The organism is Pseudomonas sp. CC6-YY-74 (assembly GCF_002025205.1).
Classification (GTDB): domain Bacteria; phylum Pseudomonadota; class Gammaproteobacteria; order Pseudomonadales; family Pseudomonadaceae; genus Aquipseudomonas; species Aquipseudomonas paeninsulae.
On record NZ_CP019947.1, the window covers coordinates 1,427,729 to 1,442,248 of the forward strand.

General features: G+C 62.4%; 12 protein-coding genes and 3 pseudogenes. 6 read left to right on the forward strand and 9 right to left on the reverse strand.

The features are described 5' to 3' along the window. Positions 1-40: 40 nt before the first annotated feature. Positions 41-652 carry a NapC/NirT family cytochrome c gene (locus B2D37_RS06605; RefSeq protein WP_079201969.1) on the reverse strand — a complete coding sequence of 204 codons (612 nt, stop codon included), beginning with the start codon at positions 650-652 and terminating at the stop codon, positions 41-43. Between the two features lie 278 nt (positions 653-930). Beyond that, complete coding sequence (locus B2D37_RS06610; RefSeq protein WP_079201970.1) at positions 931-2,619, reverse strand: nitrite reductase; 1,689 nt, start codon at positions 2,617-2,619, stop codon at positions 931-933. A gap of 252 nt (positions 2,620-2,871) precedes the next feature. On the opposite strand from B2D37_RS06610, the gene B2D37_RS06615 reads away from it, so the two are divergent. From B2D37_RS06615 to B2D37_RS06640, 6 genes and pseudogenes are all read left to right on the forward strand, one after another. Then, positions 2,872-3,651, forward strand: a complete 780-nt coding sequence (locus B2D37_RS06615) for a CbbQ/NirQ/NorQ/GpvN family protein (RefSeq protein ID WP_177345267.1) — start codon at positions 2,872-2,874, stop codon at positions 3,649-3,651. Next, on the forward strand, positions 3,635-4,222 hold the full coding sequence (locus tag B2D37_RS06620; RefSeq protein ID WP_079201972.1) for a cytochrome c oxidase subunit 3: 588 nt from the start codon (positions 3,635-3,637) through the stop codon (positions 4,220-4,222). Before B2D37_RS06615 ends, B2D37_RS06620 begins: the two co-directional genes overlap by 17 nt. A gap of 27 nt (positions 4,223-4,249) precedes the next feature. Further along, positions 4,250-4,504, forward strand: coding sequence for a cytochrome C oxidase subunit IV family protein (locus B2D37_RS06625; RefSeq protein ID WP_079201973.1), 255 nt, complete (start codon positions 4,250-4,252; stop codon positions 4,502-4,504). 321 nt (positions 4,505-4,825) lie between these two features. Further along, positions 4,826-5,266 carry a cytochrome c gene (locus B2D37_RS06630; RefSeq protein ID WP_079201974.1) on the forward strand — a complete coding sequence of 147 codons (441 nt, stop codon included), beginning with the start codon at positions 4,826-4,828 and terminating at the stop codon, positions 5,264-5,266. Positions 5,267-5,269: 3 nt separating this feature from the next. Next, positions 5,270-6,699 (forward strand): annotated as a pseudogene (locus B2D37_RS06635) (cbb3-type cytochrome c oxidase subunit I). Positions 6,700-6,801: 102 nt separating this feature from the next. Beyond that, positions 6,802-8,642, forward strand: a pseudogene (locus B2D37_RS06640) (nitric oxide reductase activation protein NorD). A 370-nt stretch (positions 8,643-9,012) separates the two neighbouring features. Here B2D37_RS06640 and B2D37_RS06645 read toward each other — a convergent pair. From B2D37_RS06645 to B2D37_RS06675, 7 genes and pseudogenes are all read right to left on the reverse strand, one after another. Continuing rightward, a complete protein-coding gene (locus B2D37_RS06645) occupies positions 9,013-9,204 on the reverse strand; it encodes a DnrP protein (RefSeq protein WP_079201975.1) in 192 nt (63 codons plus the stop codon). Positions 9,205-9,425: 221 nt separating this feature from the next. Next, a complete protein-coding gene (locus tag B2D37_RS06650) occupies positions 9,426-10,109 on the reverse strand; it encodes a Crp/Fnr family transcriptional regulator (RefSeq protein ID WP_079201976.1) in 684 nt (227 codons plus the stop codon). Between the two features lie 140 nt (positions 10,110-10,249). Next, positions 10,250-10,762 (reverse strand): DnrO protein, encoded by a 513-nt coding sequence (locus B2D37_RS06655; RefSeq protein WP_177345186.1) that lies wholly within the window; start codon positions 10,760-10,762, stop codon positions 10,250-10,252. Between the two features lie 192 nt (positions 10,763-10,954). Next, complete coding sequence (locus B2D37_RS06660) at positions 10,955-11,398, reverse strand: putative zinc-binding protein (protein WP_079201978.1); 444 nt, start codon at positions 11,396-11,398, stop codon at positions 10,955-10,957. 85 nt (positions 11,399-11,483) lie between these two features. Next, positions 11,484-12,161: a Crp/Fnr family transcriptional regulator gene (locus B2D37_RS06665; RefSeq protein ID WP_079201979.1), complete on the reverse strand. Its 678-nt coding sequence runs from the start codon at positions 12,159-12,161 to the stop codon at positions 11,484-11,486. Between the two features lie 128 nt (positions 12,162-12,289). Beyond that, positions 12,290-13,661, reverse strand: a pseudogene (locus tag B2D37_RS06670) (4Fe-4S binding protein). Next, on the reverse strand, positions 13,649-14,503 hold the full coding sequence (locus B2D37_RS06675; RefSeq protein ID WP_079201980.1) for an FTR1 family protein: 855 nt from the start codon (positions 14,501-14,503) through the stop codon (positions 13,649-13,651). Before B2D37_RS06675 ends, B2D37_RS06670 begins: the two are co-directional and overlap by 13 nt. Positions 14,504-14,520 lie beyond the last annotated feature (17 nt).

Below are 14,520 nucleotides of genomic sequence, written 5' to 3' on the forward strand. Positions count from 1 at the left end.
GCTGTTTTCTCCTAGCGGTTAGCGGCCATAGCTTGAGGCGCTACTCTTCGTCGGCTTCGGTCATGCCTTGCGGTTTATGGTGGGCAATGCCTTTGTGGCAATCGATGCAGGTCATGCTGTCTTCGCGGGCCATTTCGTGCTGTTTGCGCGCGCGTTGTTTCTGCGATTCGGCTGCCATGCTTTCGAGGCTGTGGCAGTTGCGGCATTCGCGTGAGTCGTTGGCCTTCATCCGGCTCCACTCGCGGCGTGCCAGTACCAGACGCTTGGCTTCGAACTTCTCGCGGGTATCGATGGTGCCGATGATCTTGCCCCACACCTCCTTGGAGGCCTCGATCTTGCGGAGCATCTTGTAAGTCCATTCCTTGGGCACATGGCAGTCCGCGCAGACCGCGCGTACGCCGGTGCGATTGGTGTAGTGAATGGTCTCTTTGTATTCTGGGTAGACGTTGTCGCGCATCTCGTGACACGACAGGCAGAAGCCTTCGGTGTTGGTCGCCTCCATGGCCGTGTTGAAGCCGCCCCAGAACAGGACGCCCAGAGCAAATCCAACAATCAGCAAGCCGCCCAGCGAATAGGTCAGGCTCGGCCTGCGCAGGCGGGCCCAAAACCCAGTGGGTTGTTTGTGTTCGGGTGGTGTCTTTCGATCGGTCATGGCCTTGCTCCTGATCTCAGTCACCGCCCAGGCGGGCGGTGGCTGACAGGCCGTTGAAAAACCACTGCGTGAGGCTATGCCGGGTTGAACTCAGTCGCGGAAAGCCGCTTGCGGCTAACGCGCTTTAGCGCGGCCCCGAAGGGCGAGCTAAAGCGAGTCATGCCCATGTACCACTCGTACACCGCGCTTCCTTGGCTGATTTCGCCTTAAGGCGTCCCTGCCTAGCCGCCGCTCGCTACATCTCTCAACAGCCTGTTAAGTACGCGTTCGGCGCGGGGTCAGTAGACGTCGTACATAGTGTTGTAAACGTTGAATTTGCCGGTTGGCGTGACGATCGCCGGATCGGTGATCACCTTCTTCAGCTTCAGGGTCTTGTCGTCATAGATGACGATCGCCGACTGATCGGCCTTGCCGCCCCACAGGGAAATCCACACTTCGTCGCCCGTCGCATTGAACTCGGGGTGAACGGCGCGGCGGATCGCCTTGCTTTCCGGCAGACCAGAGTCCTTGGCCACGTCCAGGCGCTTGGGCTCTTTGCTCAGGTCGTTGAGGTCGAACACATAGACCGATTCGGCAACTTCACGCTCAGGGTTCATCGGCGCGTCGGTCCACAGGTGCTCGGACTTCGGATGGGTCTTGACGAACAGGTTGCCGGCGCCCGGCATCTTCAGTTCCTGCACCACCTTCCAGTTGTGCTCCTTGTACTTGGCGTACTTGGGCTCGTCGGAAGCGGTGGAGATCAGCGACACCACATCGGCGCCGAGGTGGCCGGTGGACCATACCGGGCCGAACTGCGGGTGCACGAAGTTGGCGCCACGGCCGGGGTGCGGGAGCTTCGCGGTGTCGATCAAAGCAGCCAGTTTGCCGGTCTGGGTGTCGACTGCCGCCACCTTGTTGGAGGCGTTGGCGGCGACCATGAAGTAGCGCTTGGAGGCATCCCAGCCACCGTCATGGAGGAACTTGGCGGCTTCGATGGTAGTGGTCTTGAGGTTCTTGATGTCGGTGTAGTCGACCAGCATGATCTGCCCGGTCTCTTTGATGTTCACCACCCACTCGGGCTTGATGTGCGACGCGACGATGGAGGCCACGCGCGGCTCGGGATGGTATTCGCCATCCACGGTTTGGCCGCGGGTGGAGACGACCTTGAAGGGTTCCAGGGTCTCGCCGTCCATGATCGAGAACTGTGGCGGCCAGTAGGTGCCGCCGATCAGGTACTTGTCCTCGTAGCCCTTGAACTTGGAGGTGTCCACGGAGCGGGCGTCTGAACCCAGGCGTATGGTGGCGACCGTGGTCGGCTCTTCGTACCACATATCGATGATGGTGGTTAGGCCGTCGCGGCCCACGGTATAGACATAGCGACCGGAAGCGGACAGGCGCGAGATGTGCACGGCGTAGCCGGTGTCGAGGATTTTCCAGATATTGTGGGTGTCGCCGTCGACCAGGGCCAGTTTGCCCGCATCACGCAGGGTGATGGCAAACACGTTCTTCAGATTGATCTTGTTCAGCTGCTTCTTCGGCCGCTGGTCAACCGGAACGATCAGTTTCCAGCTGTCTTTCATGTCCTGCAGGGAAAATTCGGGCGGCACATCCGGAGTGTTCTGGATGTAGCGGGCCATCAGGTTGATTTCTTTCTTGGAGAGGATGTCGTCGTAGTTGACCATCCCGCCTTCGGTGCCATAAGCGATGATGCTTTCCAGGCGCTTGGTGCCCAGCTTCAGGGTACCGCCATCGGTCTTGTTGCCGTCGGCGTCGGTCTTTTCCCAGTGGGGCTCAAGGTTCTTGCCGGTGGCACCCTTGCGCAGCACGCCGTGGCAGCCGGCGCAGCGTTCGAAGTAGATCTGTTTGGCTGAGTCCTTTTCCTCGGCGGTCATATCGGGGGGATTGCTATTGGCCTGGGCGACCGACAGGCCGAGTAACGACAGGCCGGCGAAAATACCGGCAAGCAATGGACGGGTGACGATACTCATGTGGTGCTCCTTCGTGGAGTGCCCAAGGCAACTCCGGCTAAGTAACGGCGTGCTAACGGCGTGGCTCTTTAGGCTCTTCTCGCCGCTGCATCCTAGTCAGGCGCAACGTCTGTGTGCTTGACGGCAATCAAGTGCTGAAAATGAAATGCTTGAGCGCGGCGACTTGTCACGGGTAGCGTGTAGGCATGATTAATCACCGCGGTGAGGTACTGGACTGTGAATGCGCCTGTGAAACTAGTCGAAGCGGCTGCCGTGCTGGATGCGCCGTTCTATCAACCGCTGGGCAACGAGCAGGTGTTGTTCGAGCAGGCCTGGCAGCACGGCATGCCGGTGCTGATCAAGGGCCCGACCGGTTGCGGCAAGACCCGTTTCGTTCAGTACATGGCGCACCGTTTGCGCTTGCCGTTGTACACCGTGGCCTGTCATGACGACCTGAGTGCCGCCGACCTGGTCGGTCGCCACCTGATCGGCGCCCAGGGCACCTGGTGGCAGGATGGTCCCTTGACCCGTGCGGTGCGCGAGGGCGGCATCTGCTACCTCGACGAGGTGGTCGAGGCACGCCAGGACACCGCCGTGGTGCTGCACCCGCTGGCCGATGACCGCCGCGAGCTGTACCTCGAACGCACCGGCGAGGTGTTGCGCGCACCGCCGGGTTTCATGCTGGTGGTGTCCTACAACCCCGGTTACCAGAACCTGCTCAAGGGCATGAAACCCAGCACCCGCCAGCGCTTCGTCGCCTTGCGCTTCGGTTATCCGCCGGTGGCCGAGGAAGAACGCATCGTCGCCAACGAGGCGCGGGTCGGTGCCGATCTGGCCGCCCAGGTGGTCAAGCTCGGGCAGGCTCTGCGCCGACTGGAGCAGCATGACCTGGAGGAAGTCGCCTCGACGCGCCTGCTGATCTTCACCGCCCGCATGATCGGCTCCGGCATGAGCCCGCGGGATGCCTGTCTGGCCTGCCTGGCCGAGCCGCTATCGGACGATCCGCAGACCGTCGCCGCGCTGATGGACGTGGTCGATGTCCACTTCGCTTGAAACCCTTGCCAGCCCGGTCCGGCGTCTGCCGGGCGACCTGGCGATGTGGTTCTTCATCCTCGCCGAGCTGACGGTCTTCGCCCTGCTGATTCTCACCTTCGCAGTGGCCCAGGCATTGCAGCCGCAGCTGTTCCACGACAGTCGCCAGTTGCTCGACAGCTCCACCGGTCTGGCGTTGACCCTGAGCCTGCTCACCTCCGGGCTGTTCGCCGCGTTGGCTCAGGAGCAGGTGCGCCAGGCGCGAGCGCAGCGCGCTGCATGGTTGCTGCTCGCGGCGCTGCTGTCGGCCAGTGTCTATGTGCTGTTGAAGCTCGGCGAGTACAGCCATCTAGCTGGCGCGGGGCTGGGCATGGAGCACAACACCTTCTTCACCCTGTACTGGATTCTCACCGGTTTTCATTTCGTCCATGTGCTGCTGGGCTTGGTGATCCTCGGCTGGCTGGCCGAGCGCTGCCGGCGCCGCGCCTATGGCCCGGGCAATTGCAGCGTGATGGAGTCCGGCGTGTTGTATTGGCACATGGTCGATCTGATCTGGGTGCTGTTGTTTCCGCTGGTTTATATCTTGAACTGAGCAGCGCGCTGCATCGACGAGGTCGCCATGTCTACTTCAAACACCCTGATTCTCTGCTGGCTGGGGCTGGCCGCGCTGTCCGTGACCAGCGTGCAGTTGGGCAATGCCGGTGCGACCCTGCTAATGACCGGTTCTGTGTTGCTCGTGGCCTTGGGCAAGGCCTGGCTGATCGCCGATGGCTTCATGGAGTTGCGTCACGCCCCGCGTATGTGGCGCTGGCTGCTGCTGAGTTGGCCGGTGGTGCTGGCGGCTGGGGTATTGCTGGCGCTGCTGTTCTCGTAGCCCTTCTCCGGGCTACCTCGAGCATCCCTACAATGCACGCTGCATAGACGCGGCGATCAGGCTGCGTAGGGCGGGTGCAACCCGCCAGGGTAGGGGGCATGCAAGGCGCGGCGGGTTGCGCCCGCCCTATGTCTGCGCCCAACCATCGTTTGGCAAGCCTTTGTCGTCGGGCCTTATCTGTCTGCGTCCTCTTCGCTGTTTCCCGCCCTCTGGCCATACCCGAGTGAAACCATCGGGCTTTCGAGCTTTCTTGATTGCGATCAAGCAGGTTTCGTTAGCAGGCTTTCTAGAATGGAGAGGCCAAGTAAAGAGGAAGCGACCATGTCAGAGACCTTCACCAAGAGCATGGCCAGGAATATTTACTTTGGGGGGAGCGTGTTCTTCTTCCTGGTGTTCCTGGCTTTGACTTATCACACCGAGCAGACCTTTCCGGAGCGTAGTAACGCCTCGGAGTTAAACGAGTCGGTTATTCGCGGCAAAGCGGTCTGGGAGAACAACAACTGCATCGGCTGCCACAGTCTGCTGGGCGAGGGCGCCTACTTCGCGCCGGAGCTGGGCAATGTGTTTGATCGCCGGGGCGGCGATGCTGCATTCACGCCGTTCCTGCATGCCTGGATGAAGGCGCAGCCCCTGGGCATTCCAGGGCGCAGAGCAATGCCGCAATTCAATTTGAGCGAGCGGGAAGTGGACGATATGGCGGAGTTCCTCAAGTGGACTTCGAAGATCGATACCAACAACTGGCCGCCAAACAAGGAGGGCTGATAGATGACCATTGCAAATCCACATCTGAAATTCGCCTCGCAAGCCGTGGCCAAGCCGTACTTCGTGTTCGCCCTGATCCTGTTCCTTGGGCAAATCCTGTTCGGTCTGATCATGGGCCTGCAGTACGTGGTTGGCGACTTCTTGTTCCCGCTGATTCCCTTCAACGTGGCGCGGATGGTGCACACCAACCTGCTGATCGTCTGGCTGCTGTTCGGCTTCATGGGGGCGGCCTACTACCTGATACCGGAAGAGGCCGATCGCGAGCTGCACAGCCCGAAACTGGCGATCATCCTGTTCTGGGTATTCGCTGCCGCTGGCGTACTGACCATTCTCGGTTATCTGTTCGTGCCCTATGCGGGTCTGGCCAAGATGACCGGCAATGATCTGCTGCCGACCATGGGCAGGGAGTTCCTGGAACAACCGACCATCACCAAAATCGGCATCGTGGTGGTCGCACTGGGCTTCCTCTACAACATCGGCATGACTCTGCTCAAAGGTCGCAAGACCACCATCAGCATGGTCATGATGACCGGCCTGATCGGCTTGGCGGTGTTCTTCCTGTTCTCCTTCTACAACCCGGAAAACCTCGCGCGCGACAAGTATTACTGGTGGTTCGTGGTGCATCTGTGGGTGGAAGGCGTGTGGGAATTGATCATGGGTGCGATGCTCGCCTTCGTCCTGATCAAGGTCACCGGGGTGGATCGTGAAGTGGTCGAGAAGTGGCTGTATGTGATCATCGCCATGGCCCTGATCACCGGCATCCTCGGCACCGGTCACCACTTCTTCTGGATAGGTGCGCCGGAGGTCTGGCTGTGGGTCGGCTCGATTTTCTCGGCCATGGAGCCGATACCGTTCTTCGCCATGGTGTTGTTCGCCTTCACCATGGTCGGCAAACGGCGGCGCCAGCATCCGAACCGCGCCGCTACCCTGTGGGCCAAGGGCACTACCGTGACGGCCTTCTTCGGTGCTGGCGTGTGGGGTTTCCTGCATACCCTGGCCCGGTGAACTTCTACACCCACGGCTCGCAACTGACCGCGGCGCATGGCCACCTGGCCTTCTACGGCGCCTACGCAATGATCGTGATGACCATGATCAGCTACGCCATGCCGCGCTTGCGTGGTCTCGGCGAGGCGCCGGATGAGCGGGCGCAAACCATCGAGATCTGGGGCTTCTGGTTGATGACCCTGTCTATGGTGGCGATCACCCTGTTCCTCACTGCTGCCGGCGTGGTGCAGGTCGCACTACAACGTTGGCCGACGGATGGCACTGCGCTGTCGTTCATGAGTACCGTCGACCAGTTGGCCGTGTTCTTCTGGCTGCGTCTGGTGGCCGGGGTGTTCTTCCTGATCGGCTTGCTCTGCTACCTGTACAGCTTCAAGCAGCGTAGCCGGGCCACGGCCCGCGACGAAGCCGCCTTAGCCGTTTCGGCATGAGGCGTGAGCGCTAAATAAATCTCGGCCCGGCTGGTACAGCGGGCCGTTTTTGCATTTGGCTCCGGGCCTCTGGCGCGGAGCACAGCTAGCAAGGTGAAGCAGATGGCTTTTACCGTCGAACTGGAAGAGTGGGTGGGTAGTGTCTGGCACCGCTTCATCACCCGGCGTGCCAGCCCTGATTTTCCCGAGGCGCGGGTCGAACTGGCCAGTATGCAGCGGCCCCTGGCGCTGTTGTTTCGCGCCATGGGCGGCGCCAGTGGCGTCGGCGTAGCAGCCGCCAGCGCGCGCGACCTGCTGCTGCGGCGCAACCTGCTGCAACAGGTGGCCGGCACCTGCAAGCAAATGCCGGTGGCCTGGTGCGATGCCAGCAACCTGCGCCTGCCGTCGAGCCTGGCGGTGTACCCCGAGGTTGCGCTGAATCAGGACCTGTATCGCTGGCTGGCGCTGCTGGCCGCGCAAGCGGGCGACATGCGCCACTGGGCGCGCGATAACCAGCGTTGGACCCGGCAGTTGTTGCAGAGCTACCCGGCCCTGCGCCCGCGCTACCGGCGGCTGGTCGAGGCCCATCTGCAATTGCGCCCGGATCCCACGCAGCTGGGCAAGGACGAGGCGGCGCTGGAGATGGCGTTGTGTCAGGCGTTGCGCGAACCGGGCAGCGTCGAGCATTTTCCGCGTAGCGAGCTGGCCCCCTGGCCGTTGCCGCTGTGGCTGTACCCGGCGGAAAACCTTGGCGAACCCCAGGCCTGTGAACTGGGCGAGGAAAGCGAGGGCAACCTGCTGGCCCCCAAGGACGAGCAGAAGGTCGGACCCAAGCGCGCCAAGCGGGTCGAGGAGAGCACCAGCAAGGGTGGCCTGCTGATCTTTCGCCTGGAAAACCTGTTCAGCTGGTCCGAGCATGTCGAGTTGGATCGCTGCACCGACGACAGCGAAGACCTGGACGCCGCGCGGGTCGCCGAGGATCTCGACGAACTGGCCCTGTCCAAGCAACGCCTGCGCAAGGGCGGCGGACTCAAGTTGCACCTCGATCTGCCGCCGGCGGATGTCGACGACATCCCGCTGGGAGAGGGCATCAAGCTGCCGGAGTGGGATTATCGCAAGCAGAGCCTGCGCGAGGACTTCGTCAACCTGCAGATGATGGTGCCGCGCGGCAGCGAGCCGCAGCCGCTGCCCTTGCGTCTGGCGCCATTGGCCAAACGCCTGCGGCGCCAGTTCGAGCACCTGCGCAACGACCGCCAGTGGCTGCGTCAACAACCCAGGGCTCGGAGCTGGATATGCAGGCCTGGCTGGATTTTCATGTCGAGCGTCAGCATGGTCAGTGCGCCGAGCGTGGCCTGTTCATGGAACAGCGCCACACGCGCCGCGATCTGGCCTGCCTGTTGCTGGCGGATGTGTCGATGTCCACCGACGCCCACCTGGACGACCAGCACCGGGTAATCGAGGTGATCAGCGACAGCCTGCTGTTGTTCGGCGAAACCCTGTCGGCTCTGGGTGACGATTTCGCCCTTTACGGATTCTCCTCCTTGCGCCGCCAGCAGGTGCGCATGCAGGAACTCAAGTCGTTCAAGCAGCGCTACGACGACAACACCCGCGGGCGCATTCAAGCGTTAAAACCCGGTTATTACACCCGTATGGGCGCGGCCATCCGCCAGGCCACCAAGCTGCTCGGTGCCTGCAAACAACGACGCAAGCTGTTGCTACTGGTGACTGATGGCAAGCCCAACGACCTCGACCTCTACGAAGGCCGCTACGGTGTGGAAGACACCCGCGAAGCGGTGCTGGAGGCGCGGCGTCAGGGGCTGTTGCCGTTCTGCATCACCATCGACAGCGAAGCCGGCGATTACCTGCCGTACATGTTCGGCGCCAATGGCTACACCCAGATCCGCCAGCCACAGCAATTGCCGCTGCGCCTGCCGCAGTTGTACCAGCAGCTGACCCAGGCATAAGAAACGGCTAGGTATCAACCATGCGTTGCATGCTGCGATGTCTTGTAAGAGTTCGCGCCGCCGCGCTTCGACGAAGCGCTGTTGCGCGCAAACTGGGTGGATCTAAGGTGTCTGTCGGCGTGTGGGAACCTGTAGGAGGGGCTTTAGCCGCGATGCTGCGCTGTTGCTGTGATGGGTTACGCCGCACCTGAAACGAGGCACTACCGAAAGATATCTCGGCGGCTAACCCATCCTATGTCCCGTAAGCAGACGTAGGATAGATCGGGCCACTCAGGTTAGCGGCGCCAGTAGCCACTCAGACCCCGCTGCAACCAACCGTCGCGTAACCCAACAATCAGGCGCAGGAATAGGTACAGAAATGCTGGGGTCGTCAGGCGATGCTGCGCGGCAGCCAGACGATCATCACCGCGCAGAACACGGTCAGACCGATGCAGAACCACATAAAGCGCCGCTGCCGACGTTCGCCGGCAGCATCGGCCAGTGCCGGCAGGGGCATGCCGCAGTTACGGCACTCAGGTTGCTGGGGGGGATTGTCTTGTTGGCAATACAGGCATTTAGACATGGCGAGCGCTCAGAGGTTGTGAAAATATCGAGCGCCGTCGCGAGACCGTCTCCAGGCGTTCGCGGCAAGGCGCACTGCGTGAAAAGCAGGGGAGTTTAGTGAGCTAAATGACCCTGCTTTTCACGTGGCGCAACACCGCAGCGGGCGTTTGGAGGCGGCCGCAGTAGGTGAGAGTTTTTTCACAGACTCTTTTTGTTCGCGCAGACGCGAAGACAGGCATTTCACTCGAACTGCTCCAGGCGCAGGCGATCGATAATGCTGATCTGACGGCCTTCCTGGGTGATGATTTCCTCGTCGACCAGGCGGCGCATGATCCGCGAGAAGGTCTCCGGCTGGATCGACAGGTGGCCGGCGATCAACTGCTTGGCCATCGGCAACTCGAAGCTGGTGCCCGCGTTCGGTTGGCGGGCGAGCTGAGTGATCAAATAGCGCACCACGCGGTGGGTGGCGTTCTTCAGCGACAGTGTTTCGATCTCGTTGACCCGCTGGTGCAGGCGCACGCAGAGCTTGCCGAGCAGGGCAAAGGGCAGCCGGCTATTGCTCTCGAGCAGACGCATATAGGTGCTGTTGGCGATGCGGTAGAGCTGAGTAGGGCATACCGCCTCGGCCGAGGCGACGTAATTGGGCGTGTCCATCAGCATCATGGCTTCGGCAAAGGTCTGCCGATTGCCGATGACCTCGAACACCTTCTCCTGTCCATCCGGGGTCAGGCGGTAGATCTTCACCGCGCCGGCGATCACGAAATAGAACGAATGGGCCGGCTCGCCCTGGCGGAACAAAGGCTCGCCCTTGTCGATGCTGAGCAGTTGACTGGTGCTCATCAGTTCATCCATTTGCTCTTCGTTCAGCGGCTCGAACAAATGGTGACTGCGGAGAATCTGGTGATGAACGCGATGAAGCACCATAGAAGACATCCTGATTGTTTGGCGTGAAGATCGGCCCTGAACGGCCTGGAGGCTAGCTCTGTGCGTGACGCGCTGACGACTCGGTCTTGGCCGAGTGACAGAAGTTATACCAGACGGCCCAGATGCCGGACTGATGCAACTCAATGCTGCACGGCAATAGCCAGCGCCGGCCAAGCAGGATCGTCGAACAGCTGCGGATAGCGGTTCAGTGTAGTCACCACCTGCAGCATGGCCTGCTCACGGTGGCCATTGGTCCGCAGGGCTTCGCTGCCCTGCAGCAGTTCGCCGAACAGGTCGTGCAGAGTCGCATCGGCTTGTTCCGGCAGGACGCAATGGCTGACCATCGAGGCGATCTCGGCTTCGATGGCCTGTGCCAGTTCGTTGGCCTGAGCGTTGCTGAGCGGCGCCTGAGTGGTCGGCAGTGCCTGCTCAAGCGCTTTGCGGATGTGCGCCATGCCCTCACGCAAGGGTTGATCGGTGGCCCATTTCTGCCCCTGCGGCGGCAGTTGCCGAGGCTCGCTGGCGCCGTGCTGGTGATCGCCGCTGGCGGCCAGCACCGTGCCGGTGGCGAAACTCAAGGCAAGCCCGCTGGCCATGGCCAATACCGAGGTCAGGACCAGGTACCAAGCTAGCGGTTGCAGAATTTTCTTCATGGAGACTCCCTGCATGGCGGTCATGCAACGCGTGTCGCGGTTATGGATAACTATCCTGAGCAAGCCGCGTGCCATCTGCAATGCATTGAATTTAAAGGTTTTAATGGGTGGTCATGGTGAATATGACCATGCGCGAATAGGGTTATAAATACCTTTAGGGTTTTTTTAACCCTGGGGTCAGTGGCGTTCCAGTCAATCTGCCGCTGGCGCGGCCGGGCCATGCATCGGCGGTGGTTGCGTAGCGCAGCCAGGGCCGGGTTGTTCCTCACGCAGGCGGGCGATGATGTGCTGCATGTCCTCGAACAACGCGTCGGCTTCTGCCTCGCTGCAATCTTGCCGATAGCGTTTACGCAGACCCGAACTGCTGAGGGTGATATGCACGTCGGCGCCGATGCCGTGTTGGGCCAGGCAGGCGCTGGCGCAGTGCAGCGGGCAGCCGTCGATGGCGAGGATCGGCCGCCCGGAGCGGGCCTTGCTCACCAGTGCCTGGACATGCCCGCCGATCCCGGCAATGCAGGACATTTCCGCCAGACCCGCACGATCCAGACGCACCGCGAGGGTATTCGCCAGTTGCGCCACGTTGGAGCAGCCGGAGCAGGAGTAGACCAGGGTTGGAGTGTCTTGGACATTGTGCACACCCTTCAAACGTCAAGAGGTCGTCTAGTTTGACGGCCGTGCAGCGGCTGACGTTGATTTCGGTCAATTCTGCACGTATGGCTTGCTAGTCGTCGTAGTTGCTCAGCCCTGGTAGATCGATGATCTCGATGCGTCGGCGCTGCACGGCAATCACCCCGGCGTCGATCAGGCGATGGAGGATGCGCGAGAAGGTTTCCGGCTGGATGCCCAGCTTCGAGGCGATCAGCCGTTTCGGCACATCGAGCATGATCACCCCGTTGCCTTCTTCGTGGGCCTGGGCCAGAAAGCGCCTGACCCGGTGGCAGGCGTTAGCCAGGGTCAGGGTGTCGATCTCGTTCAACCGCTGGTGCAGACGGATGCTCAGGGTGGCGAGAATATCCAGGCAGATGCTCGGGTGCTCTTCCAGTAGGCGTCGGTACTGTGGGCCGTGCAGGCTGGCCATCTGGCAGGTTTTCAGCGCGGTGGCGCTGACCGGGTAGTGCGGCACGCCGGTGAACAGCAGCGCCTCGGCAAAGGATTCGTCGGCGCGGATGATTTCCACCAGTTTTTCCTGGCCGTCGCAGACCACCCGATGCAGCTTCACCTGGCCGCTGAAGATAAAATAGAAGCGCTCGGCCTTGTCGCCCTGGTGGAACAGCGAGGCGCCTGCAGGCAAGCGTTTGAGGTTGGCCGAGGCGCACACCTCCTGCAGCGCCGCCTCCGGCAGCCGGCTGAACAGGTGATGGCGGCGCAACTGTGCGACAAGTGATGGTTCGGTCAGCATGGTCTCTCCCACAACGCAGCTCGGGATTGCTCGGATATACATGCTAGAAGGTCGGCAGTCGGGGCTTCCTTGATTTCAAACAAGTCTAGGCGCGACGGGCCGGGCGGTCCGTGCGGAGGGCGTAAGACTCAGCTCCAACCCCAGAACTGCAGCCACCAGCCATAGCCGACCCAGGCTGAGCCCAGCAACAGGCAGCCAAACGCCGCAAGCCGCTTCAGCCCCTGGGCGCCATGCCGGCCGAGCACCTGCCAGCCTAGCCACAGACTCCAGGCAATCGCCCCGCGAGCAGGCTGGCGCGCGCCGGTTGTGCCCACGTCAGGGCCAGGCCCTCGTAACGCAACAGCTTGACGGTGGTGGCGCTGAGGCCGAGGAACAGCCCGCTGGCACCGAGCGGAATCAGGCTCAACGCCAGGTGCTCGAAGACGTTGCCGGTACGCGACACCAGCAAGGCCGCCGCCCGCAGCAGCAGCCACAGACCGCCACCGAGCAGTAGCGCGCTGGCACACAGGTAAAACAGGATCAGCAGGCCATCGAGCCAGCTGAACAGGTCGTTGGCTTGCGGGTAATGGGTCAACAACCACCAGGGTGCATCGGTCTGCAGCAGCCAGTAGCTATCGTGCTCGACCAGCCAGGTGGCCGTTGCCTGTTTCAGGCTGACGAACCAGGGCTGAGCGTCCATTGGAAGGCGCCCATGGCCAGGCCGATCACGCCGAACAGCAACAGGCTGCTGTCCCAGTGGCTGTTGTGCTGGGTGCCGACGATCAGCACCTCGGCGTTCGGCGAGCGCGCGCTCAGCTGCACCGCACCGCGTTGCCCGCTGCAGCGCCCGCAGGCATGGCAGTCGGCGGCGCCCTGCATGCGGCGGATATCCAGCAGCGGCGCGCAATTGGGCGGCGGTTGCCGCGGTGGCGGGTTCTCCAGCCAGCGTTGTTCGTCGACCTTGTAGTGCAGCGGTGCGAGGCGGGCGAGCAGGGCGAACACGCCGCTGACCGGGCACAGGTAGCGGCACCAGATGCGCTTGCCGCGCCCATAGAGAAAGCCCACCAGCATCGCCGCCAGGGTCGAGCCGCCGAGGATCAGCAAGGCTGCCTGGGCATAGTCGTAGACGCTGATCAGCTGGCCATAGACGGTGGTGAGGATGAACGCCAGGGTCGGCCAGCCGCCCCAGCGGATCCAGCGCGGTGTGCCGCGACCCAGGCCGCGCCAGCTAATCCATTCACTGAGCGCGCCTTCGGGGCAGAGCACCCCGCACCAGAGCCGGCCGAACAGCACGATCGACAGCAGCACGAACGGCCACCAGACGCCCCAGAAAATGAACTGGGCCAGCAGCGTCAGGTTGTCGAGAATGCGTGCCTGGCTGGACGGCAACGGCAGCAGCGCCGGCAGTACCAGCAACACGCAATAGAACGCCACGACCGCCCATTGCACGCCGCGAATCAGCCGCCCATGCCGGCGCAGGGCGTCACCCAGGTCGGCCAGCAGGCTGTTCAGTGGGCGCATGGCGATACGGTGGGCGAAGTGCGCCGCAACCAGAATGCGACCAGCAGCCAATAGCCGGCCAGGACGGCGACCGTGGCCAGGGAGGGCATGGCGCGATAACCGGCAAAGTTGGCCAATACCGAGCCCAGCCCCGCCGCATCATCGAGGCCGGCGGAGGTGTCCCAGAGGGCATCGCCGAACCAGCCGTAGACCTGCTCGGGCAGCTCCAAGGCCATCAACTGACCGCTGATGCGGTCGAGCCCGGCGATCAACATGGCCGCACCGAGCAACAGCAACACGACCTCGCTGAAGCCGAAGAAATGCCGCCAGGAAACCAGCCGGCTGCCAGCCTGCAACAGCATGAAGGTCAGCAGCGCCAGACCGAGGCCAGCCGCTCCGCCGAGGGCGAACTGCCAGAGTGCGGCGCCTTGCTTGTGCACGCCCAGGCCATAGAGGAAGACCACGGTCTCGCTGCCTTCGCGGCCGACCGCGAGCATGGCCAGGAGCAGCAGGCCGAGGCCGCCGTTGCGCTGCAGGTGGCTGTCGGCGGCCTGTTGCAGGTTCTGTTTGAGGCTGCGCCCATGCCGGCGCATCCAGCCGACCATCTGCAGGATCAGCCCGCTGGCCAGCAGTACCAGGCCCGCCTGGAACCACTCGCCGGCGGACCCTGCCAACCATTCACCGGCGAACAGGATGGTCAGCGCCAGCGCCCCCGACAACAGCAGGCCCAGGGCCACGCCACTCCAGAGCAAGGTCATGGCGCGGCCCCGCTCAGCCTGCTGGTTGATCCAGGCATGCAGGATACCGATGACCAGCAGGGCCTCGATGCTTTCCCGCCAGACGATAAACAGCGACTGATTCATTGCAATACTCCCGGTGC